Raw genomic sequence first — 16,735 nt, forward strand, 5'->3', positions numbered from 1 at the left:
CAATCATCGAATCACGCGGGATACCCGCGCCAAGCACGCGTTCCCCAGCACGTCCGTTAAAGGAATTTTCCGCCTTCCGGGTGCTCCCTGTATAGGTCCAAGGTCCCCCTTCCGGGCTCAATGTCCCCTAATTTGGGGGGTCCAGCCAACCAAGGTGGGACTGTTTGCCGGTTCCCCGCCGCGCGAAGCTTAGATGACCGCCGACAAGGCACCCCATTCGCAGGTTGGACGAGCGATGACCGGTTTGTTTGCTAGATGGAGTTTCCAGTTCCGGCTGCTGATCCTTGCGCTGGCTGCAGGAATAATTGCGATGGGGTTCTGGTACTTTCCCAGGTCCTCCGTGGACGCATTGCCAGAGTTTGAGCCGGCCCAGGTCGAGATTCAGACTGAAGCCCTGGGGCTGTCCGCCCTTGAAGTTGAACAATTCATAACCTCCCCGATGGAAGTGGACTTCCTGAACGGCGTCGCATATCTGGACGAGATCCGGTCGCAGTCCGTTCCGGGCCTTTCCTCCATCCAGCTGCTGTTCGAACCGGGAACGGACCTGCCGCGGGCGCGCCAGCTCGTTGCCGAACGCCTGGTGCAGGCCCACTCACTGCCAAAGGTTTCCACGCCCCCGGTCCTGATGCAGCCGAAATCCTCCACCAGCAGGGTGATGATGGTCCGTCTGTCGTCCTCGGAAGTCCCGCTGATCGACATGTCCGTGCTCGCACGGTGGAATATCAAGCCACGCCTGATGGGTGTTCCCGGGGTGGCAAACCTCTCCATCTGGGGCCAGCGTGAGCAGCAGATGCAGGTGGAAGTGGATCCCCAGGCGCTCCAGGCCCGGGGGGTAACACTCAACCAGGTCATCCGGACAACGGGCAACGCAGTGTGGGTATCGCCTCTGACCTTCCTCCAGGCTTCAACACCTGGTACGGGCGGCTTCCTGGAGACGGAGAACCAGCGCCTTGGGATCCAGCACGTCCTGCCGATTACCACTCCCAGCGACCTGGCACAGGTCAGTGTCGAAAACGTGACGGGCCCGCCGCTGGTTTTGGGCGATGTGGCAACGGTGCGGGAAAACCACCAGCCACTCATTGGCGACGCAGTGGTGGACGACGACCCCGCCCTCATGCTCGTCATTGAGAAGTTTCCCGACGCCAATACGGCTGAAATTACTGCAGCGCTGGAAGCCGCCCTGGAGGACCTGAAACCGGGCCTGTCCGGAATCACTGTGGACACCAGCGTCTACCGGCCGGCATCCTTCCTGGAATCCGCGATGCAGAACCTTGGCATGGGCTTCATTGCCGGCCTGTTGCTGGCCGCGCTCCTCCTGGGCCTCTTCTTCAAGTCCTGGCGGATGGCCCTTGTGGCACTGATTGTCCTGGCAGTTTCCACGACCGCTGCCTTCCTGACGCTGTCGGTGCTCGGAATCGGGCTGAACGTTGTGGTCTTCGCCGGTTTGGTGCTGGCTTTGGTTGTGGTGGTGACAGACCTTGTGACGGACTTGACCGGGCTGCGCCGGCGGCGGGAGCTCGCCGCAGCCGGCTCCGGCCGGCGCACGGCAACCGTGAACTCCAGCGGCATCAGGGACGGGGAAGGCGCGGCGGACGGTTCCAACGGCCCGGAGGCGAAGAACGAGCTGCGGCTGGTGCTGATATCCGCCGCCCTCCAGCAGACCCGCAACGCAATTGTCTTCGCCGGACTCACCATGGCGCTCGTCCTGCTGCCCGTGCTGTTCCTGGCGGGGGTAAACCGTGCCCTTTTTGTTCCCCTGGCGCTGTCCTTCCTGGTGGCGCTTACCGTCGCACTGCTCGTCGCCTGGCTTCTCACCCCTGCTTTGGCCCTGACTCTCATGGCCGGCGAGGAGCGCGCACCCCAGGTCCCGGGCAAGCTCAGGTCCGGAATCCGGACGGCAACAGAACGAAGCGCCGCAAAATTCCAGTGGGTCCTGGCTGCAGGCGCCTTGCTGGCAATAGCTGCGGTAGCCGGCATTCCGCTCCTTGCCGCCGGTCAGCCGTCCGTGACGGCACTCCAGGACCGGATCCTGCTGGTGCAGTGGGACGGGCTCGCCGGGACGTCCAACAGCGAAATGAGCCGTATCTCTGCGCTTGCCGGTAAAGAATTGTCGAATGTTCCGGGTGTGGCCAATGTAGGCGGGCACGTGGGCCGTGCCATCACCTCCGACCGGGTCGTCGGGCCGAATTCAGGGGAACTCTGGGTCACCATGGAGGCGGACGCGGATTACTCGAGCGTGGCAGACGCGGTCAACGAAGTCGTGGCAGGCTACCCAGGGATCAGCGGCAGCGTGGCCACCTATGGGCAGAACCGGCTCGATGTGGAGCGCAGCCGGTCACAACATGAGTTCTCGGTCAGGGTCTTTGGAGTGGAACCCCAGGTTCTGCGTGAAACTGCGGAAAACGTCAGGGACATGATGGCCAACACGGACGGCCTGGTTGACCCGCAGTTGTCCCTGCCCAGGCTCCAGCCCATCGCGGAGATTGAAGTCAACCTGGACAAGGCACAGCAGGCCGGCGTCAAACCCGGCGATGTGCGGCGTGCAGCAGCAACGCTGTTGCAGGGCGTGGACGTGGGGTTCCTCTTCGAGCAGCAGAAAGTCTTCCAGGTGGTGGTCAAGGGCACCCCTGCCACCAGCTCGAGCCTGACCAGTGTCCAGGAATTGCTGATCGACAAGCCGGGCGGCGGCCACGTGCGGCTCAGTGACGTTGCGGATGTCCGCGTCCAGCCGCACGAGTCCGTGATCACGCATACCGATACGTCACGCCACATCGATGTGGTGGCACAGGTGGACGGCAGATCCGTCGGGGACATCACCTCAGATGTCAACGCCGGCCTGGCCAGCATGGACTTCCCGATGGAATACCACGCGCAGGTGCCGTCCCAGTACTCGGAGCAGCAGAACACCGTGCAACTCGTCTGGGCCGTGGGGGCAGCGGCGCTCCTCGGCATCCTGGTCCTCCTCCAGACCGCGCTGCGAAGCTGGCGGGTGGCCCTGGTTGTCTTCCTGGCGCTGCCAGTTGCCCTGGCAGGCGGCGTTGTGGGCGCAATCCTCACCGGGGGCATCGTTTCCCTGGTAACTCTCCTCGCCTTTGCGGCTCTGTTGGGAATGGCTGTGCGGGACTCCATCCTGCTGGTCCGGCGTGCCCAAACTCCCGTCGCAACCGACAGCCCGGTGACTGCAGGGGTGCCGGAGGAGAGCCGGCTGCAGGGCGGTTCACGCTCTTCAATTCTGCAGGCAGCCCAGGAACGGCTGGTGCCGATTCTCATTGGCGCGGTTGTCAGCGCGGCATTCCTGATCCCCCTGGTGGTACTTGGCGGAGCTGTAGGCAGGGAAACAATTTTGCCCCTGGCCATTGTGATCTGGGGCGGCTTAGTGACACACGCACTGCTTGTCCTGGTTCTCCTGCCAACCCTCCTGATCCTGTTTGGGACCGGCGCTCCCGAAGATGAGGACCTCCTGAAGCCACAAGGCCCCGCTGGCGCTGCGGGGCTCCGCGAAAGAACGGAAGTGTCATGACTGCTGCGAACATGCCTTGGAAGCGCCGCCTGTTCGGCGTCCTGGTCATTGCGTGCCTGGCCGGTGGGCCGGTGGCCGCGTGCGGGGAAGTGCCTGAAGCGGCTCCGGCGGCGACGGGGCTCGAAGCGGCGACCCTTGAGGAGGTTGAAGGGCAGGACGTCAGCCGCATCACCTTGACGGAGAAAGCTGCAGAACGGCTCGGGGTCACGACTGGAGCCGTGGAAACTGTGGAGGGGAAGCTTCAGGTTCCCTACTCCTCGCTGATCTACGATGCCAGCGGCGGGACATGGGTCTACACCAATCCGGAGCCGCTGGTGTTCATCCGGGAACCCGTCGCGGTTGAGCGGATCGAGGCTCCCACGGTAAAGCTGGCAAGCGGACCCCAGCCCGGGACCAAAATCGTGACGGTAGGGGCAGCCGAACTCCTGGGTGCTGAGCTGGATACGGCGCACTGACCGGCCATGCGCAAGCTCATTGGTTTCAGTCTCAAGTTCCGTTCGGTGGTGGTAGCGCTCGCCGTCGGAATCATGATGGTTGGAGCTGTCCAGATCAGCTCCGCGTCAGTGGACGTGTTTCCCGAGTTCGCACCGCCCCGGGTGGAAATCCAGACCGCCGCCCTGGGCCTGACCGCCGCGGAAGTCGAGGAGCTGGTCACCGTCCCGCTGGAAGACGCGCTCAACGGCCTGGAGGGGCTGGACGAGCTGAGGTCGAAGTCTGTCTCCCAGCTGTCCTCGGTCCTGATGATCTTCGACCCGGGTACTGATCTGCTGAAAGCACGGCAGCTGGTCTCGGAAAGAGTCGCAACGGTCACGCCTTCGCTGCCCAGCTGGGCCACCCCACCCGTCATGCTGCAGCCGTTGTCCTCCACCAGCCGGGTCATGAAAATCGGCCTGTCCTCGAAGGAGCACAGCCTGATCGAGCTGTCCATGCTCACCCATTACAAGCTGCGCGCGCACCTGCTCTCCGTCCCGGGGGTGGCAAACGTTGCCATCTGGGGTGAACGCAAGGAAACACTGCAGGTCCGGGTCAAGCCTGAACGGCTGCTGGCTGAAAAAGTGTCCCTCAGGGACGTGATGGCAACGACGAACGACGCCATGCACGCCGGACTGCTGAAGCACACCTCCGGGAACGTGGTAGGCGCCGGCGGGGTTGTCGAGACCCCGAACCAGCGTGTTGGCATCTCGCACATCCTGCCCATCCGCACACCGGAGGACCTCGCCAAGATTCCCATCCTGGAACGCGACGGGAACCCCCTGCGCCTGGGTGACGTGGCCGACGTCGTCATGGACCACAACCCTCTCATTGGTGATGCCGTCATCAATGACGGCGAAGGCCTGATGCTGATCGTGGAGAAGCTGCCATGGGGCAACACCCTGGAGGTCACCAAGGGGGTGGAGGCCGCGCTCGAGCAGATGGCGCCGGCGCTGTCAGGAGTCGACGTCGACACTGCCATCTTCAGGCCGGCCACCTTCATCGAGCAGTCGCTGGAGAACCTGAGCCTGGCGCTGCTGCTGGGCATCGTGCTGGTCATGATGGTGCTCGGGGCGTTCCTTTTCCAGTGGCGGACGGCCCTTATCAGCCTGATTGCCATCCCGCTGTCGCTCATTACGGCGGGCGTGGTCATCATGATGACCGGCAGCACCGTGAACACCATGGTGCTCGCTGGTCTGGTGATTGCCGTGGGCGTCGTGGTGGATGACGCCATCATTGACATTGAAAACATCATCCGGCGTTTGAGACAGCACAGGGAGAGTGGAAGCAGCCGGTCCACCGCTTCCGTTGTGTTGGAGGCCTCTATGGAGGTCCGCGGGCCAATTGTGTACGCCACCCTGATCATTGTGGTGGCAGCCGTACCTATTTTCTTCCTCGAAGGGCTGACGGGCGCTTTCTTCCGCCCGCTGGCCAGTGCCTACACGCTGGCAGTCTTCGCCTCCATGCTGGTGGCGCTTACAGTCACTCCGGCACTGGCCCTGATCTTCCTCCGCAAGGCTCCCCTGGACCCTCGGGACCCGCCGCTGGTCCGGGTCCTCAAACGCGGCTACCACAAGCTGATGTCCCGGGTTATCCGCCGTCCGGGGCCCGGCTACCTTGCTTTCACTGCCCTGACCCTTTCCGGGGTCGTGGTGGCCCCGCTGCTGGGCCAGGCACTGCTTCCGTCGTTCAAGGAACGCGACTTCCTCATGCACTGGGTGACCCAACCGGGCACTTCCCTCGCCGAGGAGGTCCGGATCAGCGAACGGGCCTGCAAGGAATTGCTGGCTGTGGACGGCGTCCTCAACTGCGGCGCCCACATCGGGCAGGCGCTGGCCGCCGATGAGGTGGTGGGCGTGAACTTCGGCGAGAACTGGATCAGCGTCGACCCCTCGGCGGACTACGACAAAACCCTCGCAGCCGTCCAGGAAGTAGTGGACGGCTATCCGGGGATCCACCGCGACGTGCAGACCTACCTGAAGGAGCGCATCCGGGAGGTCCTCACAGGCGAAGGCGACGCGGTGGTGGTCCGGGTCTACGGTGATGATCTGGAGACCCTGCGGGGGCTGGCCAAGGAAGTCGAGGAAGTGCTGGGAGATATCGACGAAGCCGTGGAGGAGCACGTGTCGCTTCAGGTGGACGTTCCGCAGGTGGACGTCGAGGTCAACCTTGAGGCCGCCAAGCGTCACGGGGTCAAGCCCGGTGACGTCAGGAGGGCTGCGGCAGCCATGGTGGCCAGCGAGGAAGTGGGCGACCTCTGGCGGGAAGGCAAGGTCTTTGACGTCCGCATCTGGAGTCCTCCGGAGACCCGTTCCGACGTCACCAGTATCGGCAACCTGCCTATTGATACTCCGTCAGGAGTGCCGATCCGGCTCGCGGAGGTTGCCGACGTAAGCGTCAACGCCACGCCGGGCGTCATCGACCGGAACAACAATTCACGCAGGATCGACGTCAGCGCCAATGCCGCGTCAGAAGGCGAACTGGGTGCCCTGGTGGCGGCGATCAAGGAAGGGCTCGCCGAGGTGGACTTCCCGGCCGGCTACCATGCCGAGGTCCTGGGCGAGTTCGCCGAACGTGAAGCTGCCACCCGCCAGCTCCTGATCTTTGCGGCAGGCGCTCTCCTGGTCATTTTCCTGCTGCTGCAGGCGTCATTCGGCAGCTGGCGGTTGGCCGCCCTGGTCATGTTCACACTTCCAGTCGCGCTCGTTGGCGGCATGCTCGCGGCCTACTTGAGCGGCGGCGTTCTCTCACTCGGTTCGATCGTGGGGTTCCTGACCGTCCTGGGTATCGCGGCCCGCAACGGCATCCTCCTCATCAGCCATTGCCAGCACCTTGAGAAATACGAGGGCGAAAAGTTCGGGCCCGAGCTGGTGCTGCGCGGTGCGGGGGAGCGGTTGTCACCCATCCTGATGACAACGCTCGCCACCGGGCTGGCGCTGGTGCCGCTGATCCTCATGGGGACCATCCCCGGCCACGAAATTGAGCATCCCATGGCCGTGGTCATTGTTGGCGGGCTGGTGTCCTCAACGCTCCTGAACCTGTTTATCCTTCCCTCCCTGTATCTGCGTTTCGGAAAACCGCGGTCCAAGGCTGCTCCTCCGGCTGCCCCCGTTCCGGTGGCTGCGGGCTAGCCTCACGTGCGGGCAGCGGCATATTGATCAGTCCTGAGCCCACACCGGCCGTCCAGGTAGTCAAAGTGACCAGTCGCGGGGATGCTTGTTCTGATCATTGCCGGTTTCGTGCTCAAATAGTGGCATTGGAGACGGGCTACCGCCCCGGCCAAGGCTCACAGGCTTTCGGTACACCACCCGGCACGCCTGGACAGGCTTCCCGCAAGGAGGCTGCCCGGATTGACTCTTGTTCACACCACGGTCTTTCTGCCACCACGGCAAGAGCCCCTGAGTTACCGACGTTGGATTCCCGAAGTCATCGGTAGCTGAGGGGCTCTTGTGCTGTCCGTTTGAGCCCCGCCGTTGCACATACTGTTGAAGCATGAATGCCGCCGGCCGCTTCGCTCCCAGTCCTTCCGGGGAACTCCATGCAGGCAATCTGCGGACCGCCATCCTCGCCTGGCTGTTTGCGCGCTCCACCGGACGGAAGTTCCTGCTCCGCGTGGAGGACCTTGACCGGGCGCGTGCAGGCGCCGAGGCCGTTCAGTTGCGGGACCTGCGCGCCATTGGGGTCAGCTGGGACGGGGAGGTAGTGCGGCAGACAGCCCGCGGTCCGCTGTACGCCGAGGCGATCTCCCGGCTGGAGGCTGCCGGACTCACCTATGAGTGCTTCTGTACCCGGCGGGAAATCCAGGAGGCTCCGTCCGCGCCGCACGCGCCGCAGGGGGCCTACCCGGGAACCTGCCGGAACCTCGACGCCGCCGAGCTGGAGTTCAGGCGCTCCACCAGGCCCGCGGCCATTCGTCTTCGCGCCGGGGTGGCCGGGTACACGGTGCACGACGTCCTGCACGGGGAGTTTACGGGCATCGTGGACGACTTCGTGCTGCGGCGCAACGACGGGGTCACTGCGTACAATCTTGCGGTGGTAGTGGACGACGCCGAGCAGGGAATTGACCAGGTGGTGCGCGGTGACGACCTCCTGCCGTCCACCCCCCGGCAGGCCTACCTTGCGTCCCTGCTGAATATTCCTTCTCCGGAATATGCGCATGTTCCGTTGGTCGTCAACGACGACGGCGCCAGGCTGGCGAAGCGGGATGGGGCCGTCACGCTCGCGGACCTTGCGGCAGCGGGAACCAGCGCGGCCGCGGTCCGCGACAGGCTGCTTCAGTCCCTGAACCTGCGGGCCGGCACCCTGGAAAATGCCTTGCCGGGCTTCGATCCGGCGGCCCTGCCCAGGGGGCCTTGGGTGTGGAGCAGCGGAGGAGCGTCCTCCCGGCGATGATGCTTCGGCTTTGGCGTTGAATGTGCCGCCAAGGTTTTGTCAACATTAGTTGACGCCACTGCAGGCGTCAACTAATGTTGACGCCATGGAGGTGGACCGTATGAAGACCCTGGTGGGTGCAATGGATGGAATGGGGCCTGCGGACGCGCTGCACGCCGTGGCCGAACTGCAGAAGGAAGTGAACCGGACGGAGGCTTCGCTTGTCCGAAGCGCACGGCAGGCGGGACTGTCCTGGGAAGCGATTGCTCAGTGCCTGGGAGTCACCAGGCAGGCAGTCCACCGGAAGTACGGCAAGCAGTAGCTGGGCGTTCAGCCTAGGCTTAGGACATGTCAGACGAGCAAGCCGCGGAGCAGAGCCCGGCGCCCAGGTTCACGGTTGATACCGCAAGGGTCCTTGCCGAGGTGGCGCATAACCGCCAAAAGGACAAGCTCAAGCGCCCGTACAAGGACCATGTTCTCGCGGTTGGGGACGCTTTGGCCGACTTCGACGACGACATCCGCATTGCCGGTTACCTGCACGACGTAGCCGAGGACACACCTATAACGCGGCAGGCCCTGCTGGACATGGGCGTTTCCGTGCGGGCTGTGGAGATCATCGAACGCGTCACCAGCAGGTTGCACGAAAATCCTGACGACTACCCGGCCATCATCAGCGACATTTCACAGGACCACGATGCCGCCCTGGTTAAGATCGCGGACAACGCCCACAATTCCCTGCCGGAGCGCGTCAAGGCCCTGGCGGAGAAGTGGCCGGACAAGCCGCCGGTCACCAAATACCGTGACGCCCGCCCGGTGCTGTACGCCGCCGTCGAGGTGGAAGAAATCCGAAAGATCCTCGCCCGGGTGAATCCGTGGCTCCTGGAGGAGTTGGACGACCGGCTGGACGAGGAAGACACCACGGATTACGAAAACCTGTCCTACGAGGAGCCGGATGCCGGCAGCGAGGCGGGAGCCGAGGTCAGGACGGACGGGGCCGGGTAGTCTCCGCTTCCAGCTTTTCCAAGGCGCGGTCCAGCCGGCCGGAGCCGCGGAGCTCATCAAGCACGATCGGAACGGAGAGTGCCAGCACGATCACGAGCAGGCATACCGGGACGGACACGCCGGCTGCGGCAAGTCCCACCGACGCTGCCAGCGCGGCGAGCACGCCGGCGGTCACTCCGATGACCTGCCGGTCCGGGCCCATCATCGTGCTGTACAGCCACGTCAGCGACGCTTTGAAGAGTGCTACCGGAAGAGCGATGCTGGCAACGGCCGCGGCGGCGCTGATCTGTGTCTCGTGGTCAATGAAATACGCCGCCACGTGCAGCCCGGCGCCAGTGGCGGCGATGGCAGCAAAGATTGGGATGTGGCTGTAGCCGAACAGGAATGACCTGTGCCGGCGCAGGTGCAGCGCGCGTCCTGCGGGCAGCATGAAGTAGATCCACCACATGCTGAATGCCAGGGCTGTTCCGCCGAAGCCCACAAGCGCGGCGTCCACGCTCCAGCCGTGGTTGGCCACGATGGCGCGGAGGGTTTCGATAGCGCCGATGAGGCATTCGCCCAGGGCGATGATCGCGAGGAGCCCGTACCGCTCGGCAATGTGGTGGGCGTGCCAGGGTGTCCTGGCGTTGCGTTCGGCAGCGTAGGGCGTGGCCATTTCCAGTGCTATCAGCGGCACCGTCAGGAGGATGGTGGTGAGCACGTCAGCCTTGATGATGACCACGGCTATCCATCCGAGCTGGACCAGGGTGAGGTACTTGGCGTAGCGCATACATGTTTGACGCCGGGCAGGGTCCTGTCTGGCTGCCCTCAACCATTGGGCCACCAGCGCCAGCCGCATGATGACATAGCCGCTCACGATGACCCCGTTGTCCACGTATTCGCCCTTCACCAGGGAGTGGAACATAGGCTCGATACCCATGGCGAGGATCAGCACGCCGACAATCTGGACCATGGTGACCAGCCGGAAGATCCAGTCATCCGTGTCATAGGCGCTGGCGAACCAGGTGAAGTTGATCCAAGCCCAGATCACCGCGAACATCGCGAAGGAGAATCCGAGCAGGCCGGGCAGGACGTGGGCTTCTGCGATCTCGTGGGCAAACTGGCTGCCCGCCACCCCAAAGGCGATGACGAACGTCAGGTCGAAAAAGAGCTCAAGCGGCGTGGCGGCCCTGTGTTTTTCATGCGGATCGCGGCCGCCCATGCGCGCTATGGCATGCCGGAGGGGATTGGAGGACATGGGTCAAAGATTACGCCCCGCCGCTCCTACCCCGGAACCCGCGCCTATACGCGGCCCAGCGCGTCGATGTCCTCCAGGAAGTCCTGATGCACTTCTGCGCTGACCGTGGTCCGCGTGTCGGCAATGGCGTCGAGGTAGTCGTCCGTGGAGGGGCCCTTCCGTACCGCCTCGCGGACGGACAGTGTGCCTCCTGAGGCCAGCCCGCCGTCGTCGTACACTGCCTTTTCCAGCGCGCGCTGGGAGGCGCTCCGGGCAGCGTATTCGATATCCGCGGGGGAGAAGCCTTCGGTACGTTCCACGAGCAGCTCCACGTTGACGTCGTCCACCACGGGAGCGGGGATGAACCGTTGCCACATCGCTTCGCGGGCCTGCCGGTCCGGCAGCCCGATGGGGATGACGTAGTCGAAGCGGCCGTGGCGCAGGAAGGCTGAGTCCAGTGCGCGGATGAAGTTGGTGGCGCAGACGAGCAGCCGGCCGGGCTGTTCACGAAAGGCGGGGATGATCTTGAGCAGTTCGTTGGTGACGCCCTGCAACGGGGACGGCGGTTCGCCGGAGCGCTGCGCGGCGATCTCCTCCACTTCGTCGATGAACACCACGGCGTGCTCCAGTTCGGCGATTTCCAGGAACGTTTCGCGGAGCGCGCCGGCCAGGCCCTGCGGGTCCGCGGCGAGGCGGGAGGGGAAGACCTCCACGAACGGCCATTCCAGGCGGGAGGCGATGGCCTTGGCGAAGGTGGTTTTGCCGGTGCCGGGCGGGCCAAAAAGCACGACGGCGCGTGGCGGCACGACGCCGAACTCGTCGGCGAGGTCGGCCTCGGCAAGGGGGAGGACCAGCCGGCGTTCCAGCAGTTCCTTCTCCTTGCGCATGCCGGCCACGTTTTCCCACAGGTCTCGGGCAAGCACGCGCCCGCCGAGCTGGCCCAGCGCCCCGAGCTCCTGCCGCTGCACGGGGATGGTGCGTTCAAAATAGCGCAGGTTCTTTTTCAGGGCGAAGCCGCGGCTGAGGAATGCCTCCACCCTGGTTTCGGATTCCGGCATGAGTGCGGAGAGCTTGTTGAGCCCGTGGGGTGCCATCCGGTTTTCGACGGCGGCGAGCAGCGAGGTGCCGATGCCGCGGCCGCGGTACTCCGGCAGCGTGGCGAGGAAAACGATCCAGCCCTGGTCGTGGGCAGCACGTCCGACGGCGGCGCCCACCACCTGCTCTCCCTGCACCGCAACCACTGCATGGTCTTTCTCGCAGGAAGCCAGTACCTCGGAGAGGGCGTACACCGGTTCCACATTGTGTGCCTTGAGGGTCTCCCACAGGTGCAGGATCCCGTCCAGGTCCGCTGAATGGAAATCGCGGATGCGCCAGTTGGTCATGGGTCTACTCCTGGTGGTTCGTCGTTGAGCCAGCGTGCTCCGTTGAGCATATGCGAACCGCTACGGCAGAAAGGTTGCGGGGCCGTTGCATTACGCCGGTGTCCCTGCCGGCGGTTGCCGGCGCGGTCAGATCCCGAGCGTTCCCAGCGTGTTCCGGAGTGTGTCCGCCGAATGCTGCAGGGCGGCCAGCTCACCGTCATCCATCGGCATTTCCAGGACGGTGTGCACGCCGCCGCGTCCCACAACACTCGGCAGGGAGAGGGCCACCCCGGAGATTCCATGCTGTCCGTCCAGCACCGTGGAGACGGGCAGCACGGCGTCTTCGTCGCGGAGCAGGGCCTCCACGATGCGTGCGCCAGAGAGCCCGATCGCGTAGTTGGTGGCGCCCTTGCCGGCGATGACCTTGTACGCTGCCTGGGTCACTTCGCGTGCTGTCTCGGCGAGATATTCCGGGGTGAAGACGCTCTCCCCGTCCACTTTCCAATCACGAACGGGGATCGGACCGATGGTGGCGGTGGACCACACCGGGAACTCGGTGTCCCCGTGCTCGCCCACGATGCTGGCGTGGACGCTGGGAACGGCTACTCCGGCCTGTCGCGCCAGCAGCCAGCGCAGCCGGGAGGTGTCCAGCACGGTGCCCGACGAAAAGATCCGGCCGGCAGGGAGCCCGGAGATCTTCTGCGCTGCCACCGTGAGCACGTCGCAGGGGTTGGTGACCAGGACGAAGACGGCGTTGGGGGAGTGCTGGAGCAGTTGGGGCATGAGGTCTTCCAGGATCCGCACATTGGTTCCAGCGAGGTCCAGCCGGGTCTGGCCGGGTGCCTGCTTGGCTCCGGCCGTAATGACCACGACGTCGGCGCCCTCTGTTACGGCGATGTCGCCACCCCCGGTCATGGAGGCAGCGGCGGCAGCGAACTGGGTGCCGTGGGCGAGGTCCAGGACTTCCGCTTCCGCTTTCGCGGCGTTGACGTCGAACAGTGCGATGTTGCTGGCAGAACCACGGATCATGGCGGCGTAGGCCAGTGAGGTTCCCACGCTCCCGGCCCCCACAACGGCAAGTTTGGATCCTGACATGACGTACCTCGTCTTCCCTGGCCACGAACGGGCCGTGTTGTTGGCGCAACTGCGGAATGGCTTTCATGCTATCGAGACTGCCGGGGAGGCGGGACCGTTGAGTGTCCACTACGCGAGGAGTAGCGTGTGACTCACCTCACCCAAACCCATTCAGGAGCAACCATGCCATATCCGGGACGCCGGCTCACTGCCGTTACGGCAGCGCTGGCGATGAGCGTGACCACCTGTGCCTTCGCCAACCCGGCGTCCGCCGATATGGGGCAAGGCCCCGACGCCAAGAAGACCCCTGTAGCCACCGGTTACGGCGGCGCCGTCAGCACAGTTGACCTGGACGCCTCTGCGGCGGCCATTGAAATCCTCCGAAAGGGCGGCAACGCGGTCGACGCCGCTGTCGCAGCGGCAGCCACATTGGGCGTCACCGAGCCTTACAGTGCCGGGATCGGAGGTGGGGGCTACTTTGTCTACTACGACGCCGGGAAGGAAAAGGTCAGCACCATCGACGGGCGTGAAACTGCGCCTGCCGCAATGCCCAGAAATGCGTTCATCGATCCGGCCAGTCCCGCGGACAAACCTGTTGCTTACCCGTTTATCAAGCAGGCCACGAGTGGAATGTCTGTTGGTGTGCCAGGGACTCCGGCAACCTGGGAGCGTGCCTTGGAGCGCTGGGGCAGCATGAAGCTTGCAGAAGCCCTGGAACCCGCCATCGACGTTGCCGAAGATGGTTTTGTGGTGGATGAGACCTTCCGGCAGCAGACGCTTGAGAACAAGGACCGCTTCCTGCCGTTTGAAGCAACCCGGAAACTGTTCCTGCCGGGGCCGGACAACGATGCACCCGCCGTGGGATCCCTTTTCACCAATGAGGACATTGCCGATACCTACGAGCATTTGGGGAAGCACGGAGTGGATGCCTTCTACGAGGGCAAGCTGGCTGAAGAAATCGTGTCCACCGTCAGGAACGCGCCCTCGTCCACTGATCCCAAGACGCTGCCCGGTCCGGCAGGAGTCATGACAACCGAAGACCTGGATGACTACGAGGCTCTTGACCAGGACCCCACTCACGTTGAGTACCGCGATTACGACGTGTACGGCATGGCGCCTTCCAGCAGTGGCGGCACCACCGTGGGCGAGGCCCTGAACATCCTGGACGTTTTCAACCTCGCCGATCTGGCCGAGGGCGAGGGCAAGGGCAGCGACAATACCGCCCGGGCCCTGCACTACTATCTTGAGGCCAGCGCGCTCGCTTTTGCCGACCGTGGAAAGTACGTGGGGGACCCTGCCTTTGTGAAGGTCCCGACAAAGAAACTCCTTGATCCGGTGTTCGGGAAGGAGCGGTCGTGCGCCATTGACCCGCATCGTGCCGCCACCAAGCCGGTAGCCGCAGGGGACGTAGGACAGTACGACGGCGTGTGCCCGGCCAGGCCCGCGGCGCTCGCCGATGCACCGGATACGGAGAACATCAACACCACCAACCTCACCGTCTCGGACAAGTGGGGCAACGTGGTGGAATACACCCTCACCATCGAACAGACCGGCGGTTCCGGCATAACGGTTCCCGGCCGCGGCTTCATCCTGAACAATGAACTGACGGACTTCTCGCCGGTGTACAACAAGGACGACCCGAACCGCATTGAGCCAGGCAAGCGGCCGCGCTCGTCCATGTCACCCACCATCGTGCTCAAGGATGACGAGCCGTTCTTGGCGCTCGGGTCGCCCGGCGGTTCAACCATCATCACCACCGTCCTGCAGACGCTCATCAATCGGATTGACTTGGGCATGAACATCCAGGATGCCCTGGCCGCGCCGCGTGCCTCGCAGCGCAACACTGCCAACGTGACCGCTGAGCAGGCGTTCATTGACGCGCCCTATGGAAAGGACCTCGCCACCCGGTACGGCCACAAATTCACCCCGGCCGGTGATCCAGGCAAGTCGGCAGCAGAAATCGGCGCAGCCACCGCTATTGAGTTCAGCGACGACGGCAAGGCAGCCACTGCGGTGGCCGAACCGACGCGCCGCGGCGGCGGGTCGGCGATGGTAGTCAAACCCTCACCGCAAAAGTAGCCCTCGGGACTGCGCAGTTAAAACCCCGACGGCGGCACCCCAGGTTCCATGATTCAGGAACCCGGGGTGCCGCCGTCGGGTTTTACGAAGAAGGGTTACTTCTTGAAGGTGGCCGCAGGCGGGTTGGCCACCACCGGCGAGATCCCGGTGAAGCCTTCGCGGGTTTCGGCGATCTCGCGGATGCGGGCCCGGCAGGCGTACCAGCCGAGGACCATGAGGATGGAGGCGATGGCGGTGACCAGCATGGTGAGGGGGGATTCGATGAAGACCATGATGAGCACGCCGACGAGGAAGAGCAGGGAGAGGTAGCCGGTGTAGGGGGCACCGAACATGCGGAAGGAGGGGCGTTCGAGCCAGCCCTTGTCTGCCCAACGCTTGAGCTGGATCTGGCACAGCACGATGGTGGCCCAGGTCATGATGATGCCCACGGAGGCGACGTTGAGGACGATTTCGAAGGCCTGGGCCGGGACGAGGTAGTTCAGCGGGACGCCCAGGAGGGATACGCCGGCGGTAATGGCGATGCCGCCGTAGGGGACGCCGGCCTTGTTCATGCGGGAGGCGAACTTGGGTGCTGAGCCGTTGACGGACATCGAGCGCAGGATCCGGCCGGTGGAGTAGAGCCCGGCGTTCAGGGAGGACAGGGCGGCGGTGAGGACCACGAGGTTCATGATGACGTCCACGCCCTGGATGCCGATGGAGCCGAAGAAGGTTACGAAGGGGCTGACGCCTTTTTCGTAGGCGGTGTAGGGCAGCAGCAGGGCCAGCAGGATCACGGAGCCGACGTAGAACACGGCGATGCGGAAGACCACGGAGTTGATGGCCTTGGGCATGATCTTTTCGGGGTTTTCCGTCTCGCCGGCGGCAGTGCCCACCAGTTCGATGGAGGCGTAGGCGAACAGGACACCCTGCATGAGGATAATCATGGGAAGCAGGCCGTTGGGGAAGACGCCGCCGTTGTCGGACAGGAGGCTCAGGCCCACCTGCTGGCCGTCCACGGGGGTGCCGAAGATGACGAAGTAGGTGCCCACCACCAGGAAGATGACCAGGGCGGCGACCTTGATCAGGGCGAACCAGAATTCCATTTCGCCGAAGACCTTGACGGAGACCAGGTTCAGGGCCAGGACCACCACCAGGGCGATCAGGGCCCAGGCCCACTGCGGGACGGCTGCCATCCAGGGGATGTAGTTGCCAAAGAAATTCATGTAGAGGGCGGCGGCGGTGATGTCCACGATGGTGGTGGTGGCCCAGTTGATCCAGTAGAACCAGCCGGAAACAAACGCTGCCTTCTCGCCGAAGAATTCCCGGGCGTAGGAGACGAACGAGCCCGAGGAGGGGCGGTGCAGGACCAGTTCGCCCAGCGCGCGGAGGATCAGGAATGCGAAAAACCCGCACACCGCGTACGCGATCACCAGGGACGGGCCCGCGGCGTTGAGCCGGCCACCGGCACCAAGGAACAGGCCGGTACCGATCGCACCGCCGATCGCGATCATCTGGATCTGCCGGGGCTTGAGGTTCTTGTGGTAGCCCTTGTCCTCGGCATGCAGGGCCGATTCGGAGGCGTGGGCGTGGCCGCCGTCAATCACGTGGTCACGGAGCGGGGGATTCGTCATGGGGTTGTCCTTGGGATATCCGTTGGCATGG

At 64.3% G+C, this 16,735-nt stretch carries 11 protein-coding genes; 7 read left to right on the forward strand and 4 right to left on the reverse strand.

Annotated features, from left to right (window positions below; genetic code table 11):
• Positions 1–235 precede the first annotated feature (235 nt).
• The 6 genes from CXX84_RS10075 to CXX84_RS10100 all read left to right on the forward strand — a co-directional run bounded on the left by CXX84_RS10075 (position 236) and on the right by CXX84_RS10100 (position 9,364).
• Positions 236–3,520 (forward strand): efflux RND transporter permease subunit, encoded by a 3,285-nt coding sequence (locus CXX84_RS10075; RefSeq protein WP_102976558.1) that lies wholly within the window; start codon positions 236–238, stop codon positions 3,518–3,520.
• Positions 3,517–3,975 carry a hypothetical protein gene (locus CXX84_RS10080; RefSeq protein ID WP_102976559.1) on the forward strand — a complete coding sequence of 153 codons (459 nt, stop codon included), beginning with the start codon at positions 3,517–3,519 and terminating at the stop codon, positions 3,973–3,975. The genes CXX84_RS10075 and CXX84_RS10080 overlap by 4 nt, the downstream gene beginning before the upstream one ends.
• Positions 3,976–3,981: 6 nt before the next feature.
• A complete protein-coding gene (locus CXX84_RS10085) occupies positions 3,982–7,122 on the forward strand; it encodes an efflux RND transporter permease subunit (protein ID WP_102976560.1) in 3,141 nt (1,046 codons plus the stop codon).
• A 361-nt stretch (positions 7,123–7,483) separates the two neighbouring features.
• Positions 7,484–8,383, forward strand: coding sequence for a tRNA glutamyl-Q(34) synthetase GluQRS (gene gluQRS / locus CXX84_RS10090; protein ID WP_102976561.1), 900 nt, complete (start codon positions 7,484–7,486; stop codon positions 8,381–8,383).
• 85 nt (positions 8,384–8,468) lie between these two features.
• Positions 8,469–8,684: a transcriptional regulator gene (locus CXX84_RS10095; RefSeq protein ID WP_102976562.1), complete on the forward strand. Its 216-nt coding sequence runs from the start codon at positions 8,469–8,471 to the stop codon at positions 8,682–8,684.
• Between the two features lie 26 nt (positions 8,685–8,710).
• On the forward strand, positions 8,711–9,364 hold the full coding sequence (locus tag CXX84_RS10100) for an HD domain-containing protein (RefSeq protein ID WP_102976563.1): 654 nt from the start codon (positions 8,711–8,713) through the stop codon (positions 9,362–9,364).
• Here CXX84_RS10100 and CXX84_RS10105 read toward each other — a convergent pair.
• The 3 genes from CXX84_RS10105 to CXX84_RS10115 all read right to left on the reverse strand — a co-directional run bounded on the left by CXX84_RS10105 (position 9,342) and on the right by CXX84_RS10115 (position 13,036).
• On the reverse strand, positions 9,342–10,601 hold the full coding sequence (locus tag CXX84_RS10105) for a low temperature requirement protein A (protein WP_102976564.1): 1,260 nt from the start codon (positions 10,599–10,601) through the stop codon (positions 9,342–9,344). The two genes, CXX84_RS10100 and CXX84_RS10105, sit on opposite strands and share 23 nt — an antisense overlap.
• A gap of 44 nt (positions 10,602–10,645) precedes the next feature.
• Complete coding sequence (locus tag CXX84_RS10110) at positions 10,646–11,962, reverse strand: ATP-binding protein (RefSeq protein ID WP_102976565.1); 1,317 nt, start codon at positions 11,960–11,962, stop codon at positions 10,646–10,648.
• A 126-nt stretch (positions 11,963–12,088) separates the two neighbouring features.
• On the reverse strand, positions 12,089–13,036 hold the full coding sequence (locus CXX84_RS10115) for an L-lactate dehydrogenase (protein ID WP_102976566.1): 948 nt from the start codon (positions 13,034–13,036) through the stop codon (positions 12,089–12,091).
• A 162-nt stretch (positions 13,037–13,198) separates the two neighbouring features.
• Between CXX84_RS10115 and ggt the strand changes: the two genes are divergently transcribed.
• On the forward strand, positions 13,199–15,094 hold the full coding sequence (gene ggt / locus CXX84_RS10120; RefSeq protein WP_102976567.1) for a gamma-glutamyltransferase: 1,896 nt from the start codon (positions 13,199–13,201) through the stop codon (positions 15,092–15,094).
• 95 nt (positions 15,095–15,189) lie between these two features.
• Here ggt and CXX84_RS10125 read toward each other — a convergent pair whose 3' ends face one another.
• Positions 15,190–16,704, reverse strand: a complete 1,515-nt coding sequence (locus tag CXX84_RS10125) for an amino acid permease (protein ID WP_102976568.1) — start codon at positions 16,702–16,704, stop codon at positions 15,190–15,192.
• Positions 16,705–16,735 lie beyond the last annotated feature (31 nt).

This window comes from Arthrobacter sp. AFG7.2, assembly GCF_002892835.1.
GTDB lineage: Bacteria > Actinomycetota > Actinomycetes > Actinomycetales > Micrococcaceae > Arthrobacter.

Bases quoted from the DNA above. Each gene is read 5' to 3' on its own strand.
- CXX84_RS10075 (WP_102976558.1), top strand. From the start codon at position 236: ATGACCGGTTTGTTTGCTAGATGGAGTTTCCAGTTCCGGCTGCTGATC.
- CXX84_RS10080 (WP_102976559.1), top strand. From the start codon at position 3,517: ATGACTGCTGCGAACATGCCTTGGAAGCGCCGCCTGTTCGGCGTCCTG.
- CXX84_RS10085 (WP_102976560.1), top strand. From the start codon at position 3,982: ATGCGCAAGCTCATTGGTTTCAGTCTCAAGTTCCGTTCGGTGGTGGTA.
- gluQRS (WP_102976561.1), top strand. From the start codon at position 7,484: ATGAATGCCGCCGGCCGCTTCGCTCCCAGTCCTTCCGGGGAACTCCAT.
- CXX84_RS10095 (WP_102976562.1), top strand. From the start codon at position 8,469: ATGGAGGTGGACCGTATGAAGACCCTGGTGGGTGCAATGGATGGAATG.
- CXX84_RS10100 (WP_102976563.1), top strand. From the start codon at position 8,711: ATGTCAGACGAGCAAGCCGCGGAGCAGAGCCCGGCGCCCAGGTTCACG.
- CXX84_RS10105 (WP_102976564.1), bottom strand. From the start codon at position 10,601: ATGTCCTCCAATCCCCTCCGGCATGCCATAGCGCGCATGGGCGGCCGC.
- CXX84_RS10110 (WP_102976565.1), bottom strand. From the start codon at position 11,962: ATGACCAACTGGCGCATCCGCGATTTCCATTCAGCGGACCTGGACGGG.
- CXX84_RS10115 (WP_102976566.1), bottom strand. From the start codon at position 13,036: ATGTCAGGATCCAAACTTGCCGTTGTGGGGGCCGGGAGCGTGGGAACC.
- ggt (WP_102976567.1), top strand. From the start codon at position 13,199: ATGCCATATCCGGGACGCCGGCTCACTGCCGTTACGGCAGCGCTGGCG.
- CXX84_RS10125 (WP_102976568.1), bottom strand. From the start codon at position 16,704: ATGACGAATCCCCCGCTCCGTGACCACGTGATTGACGGCGGCCACGCC.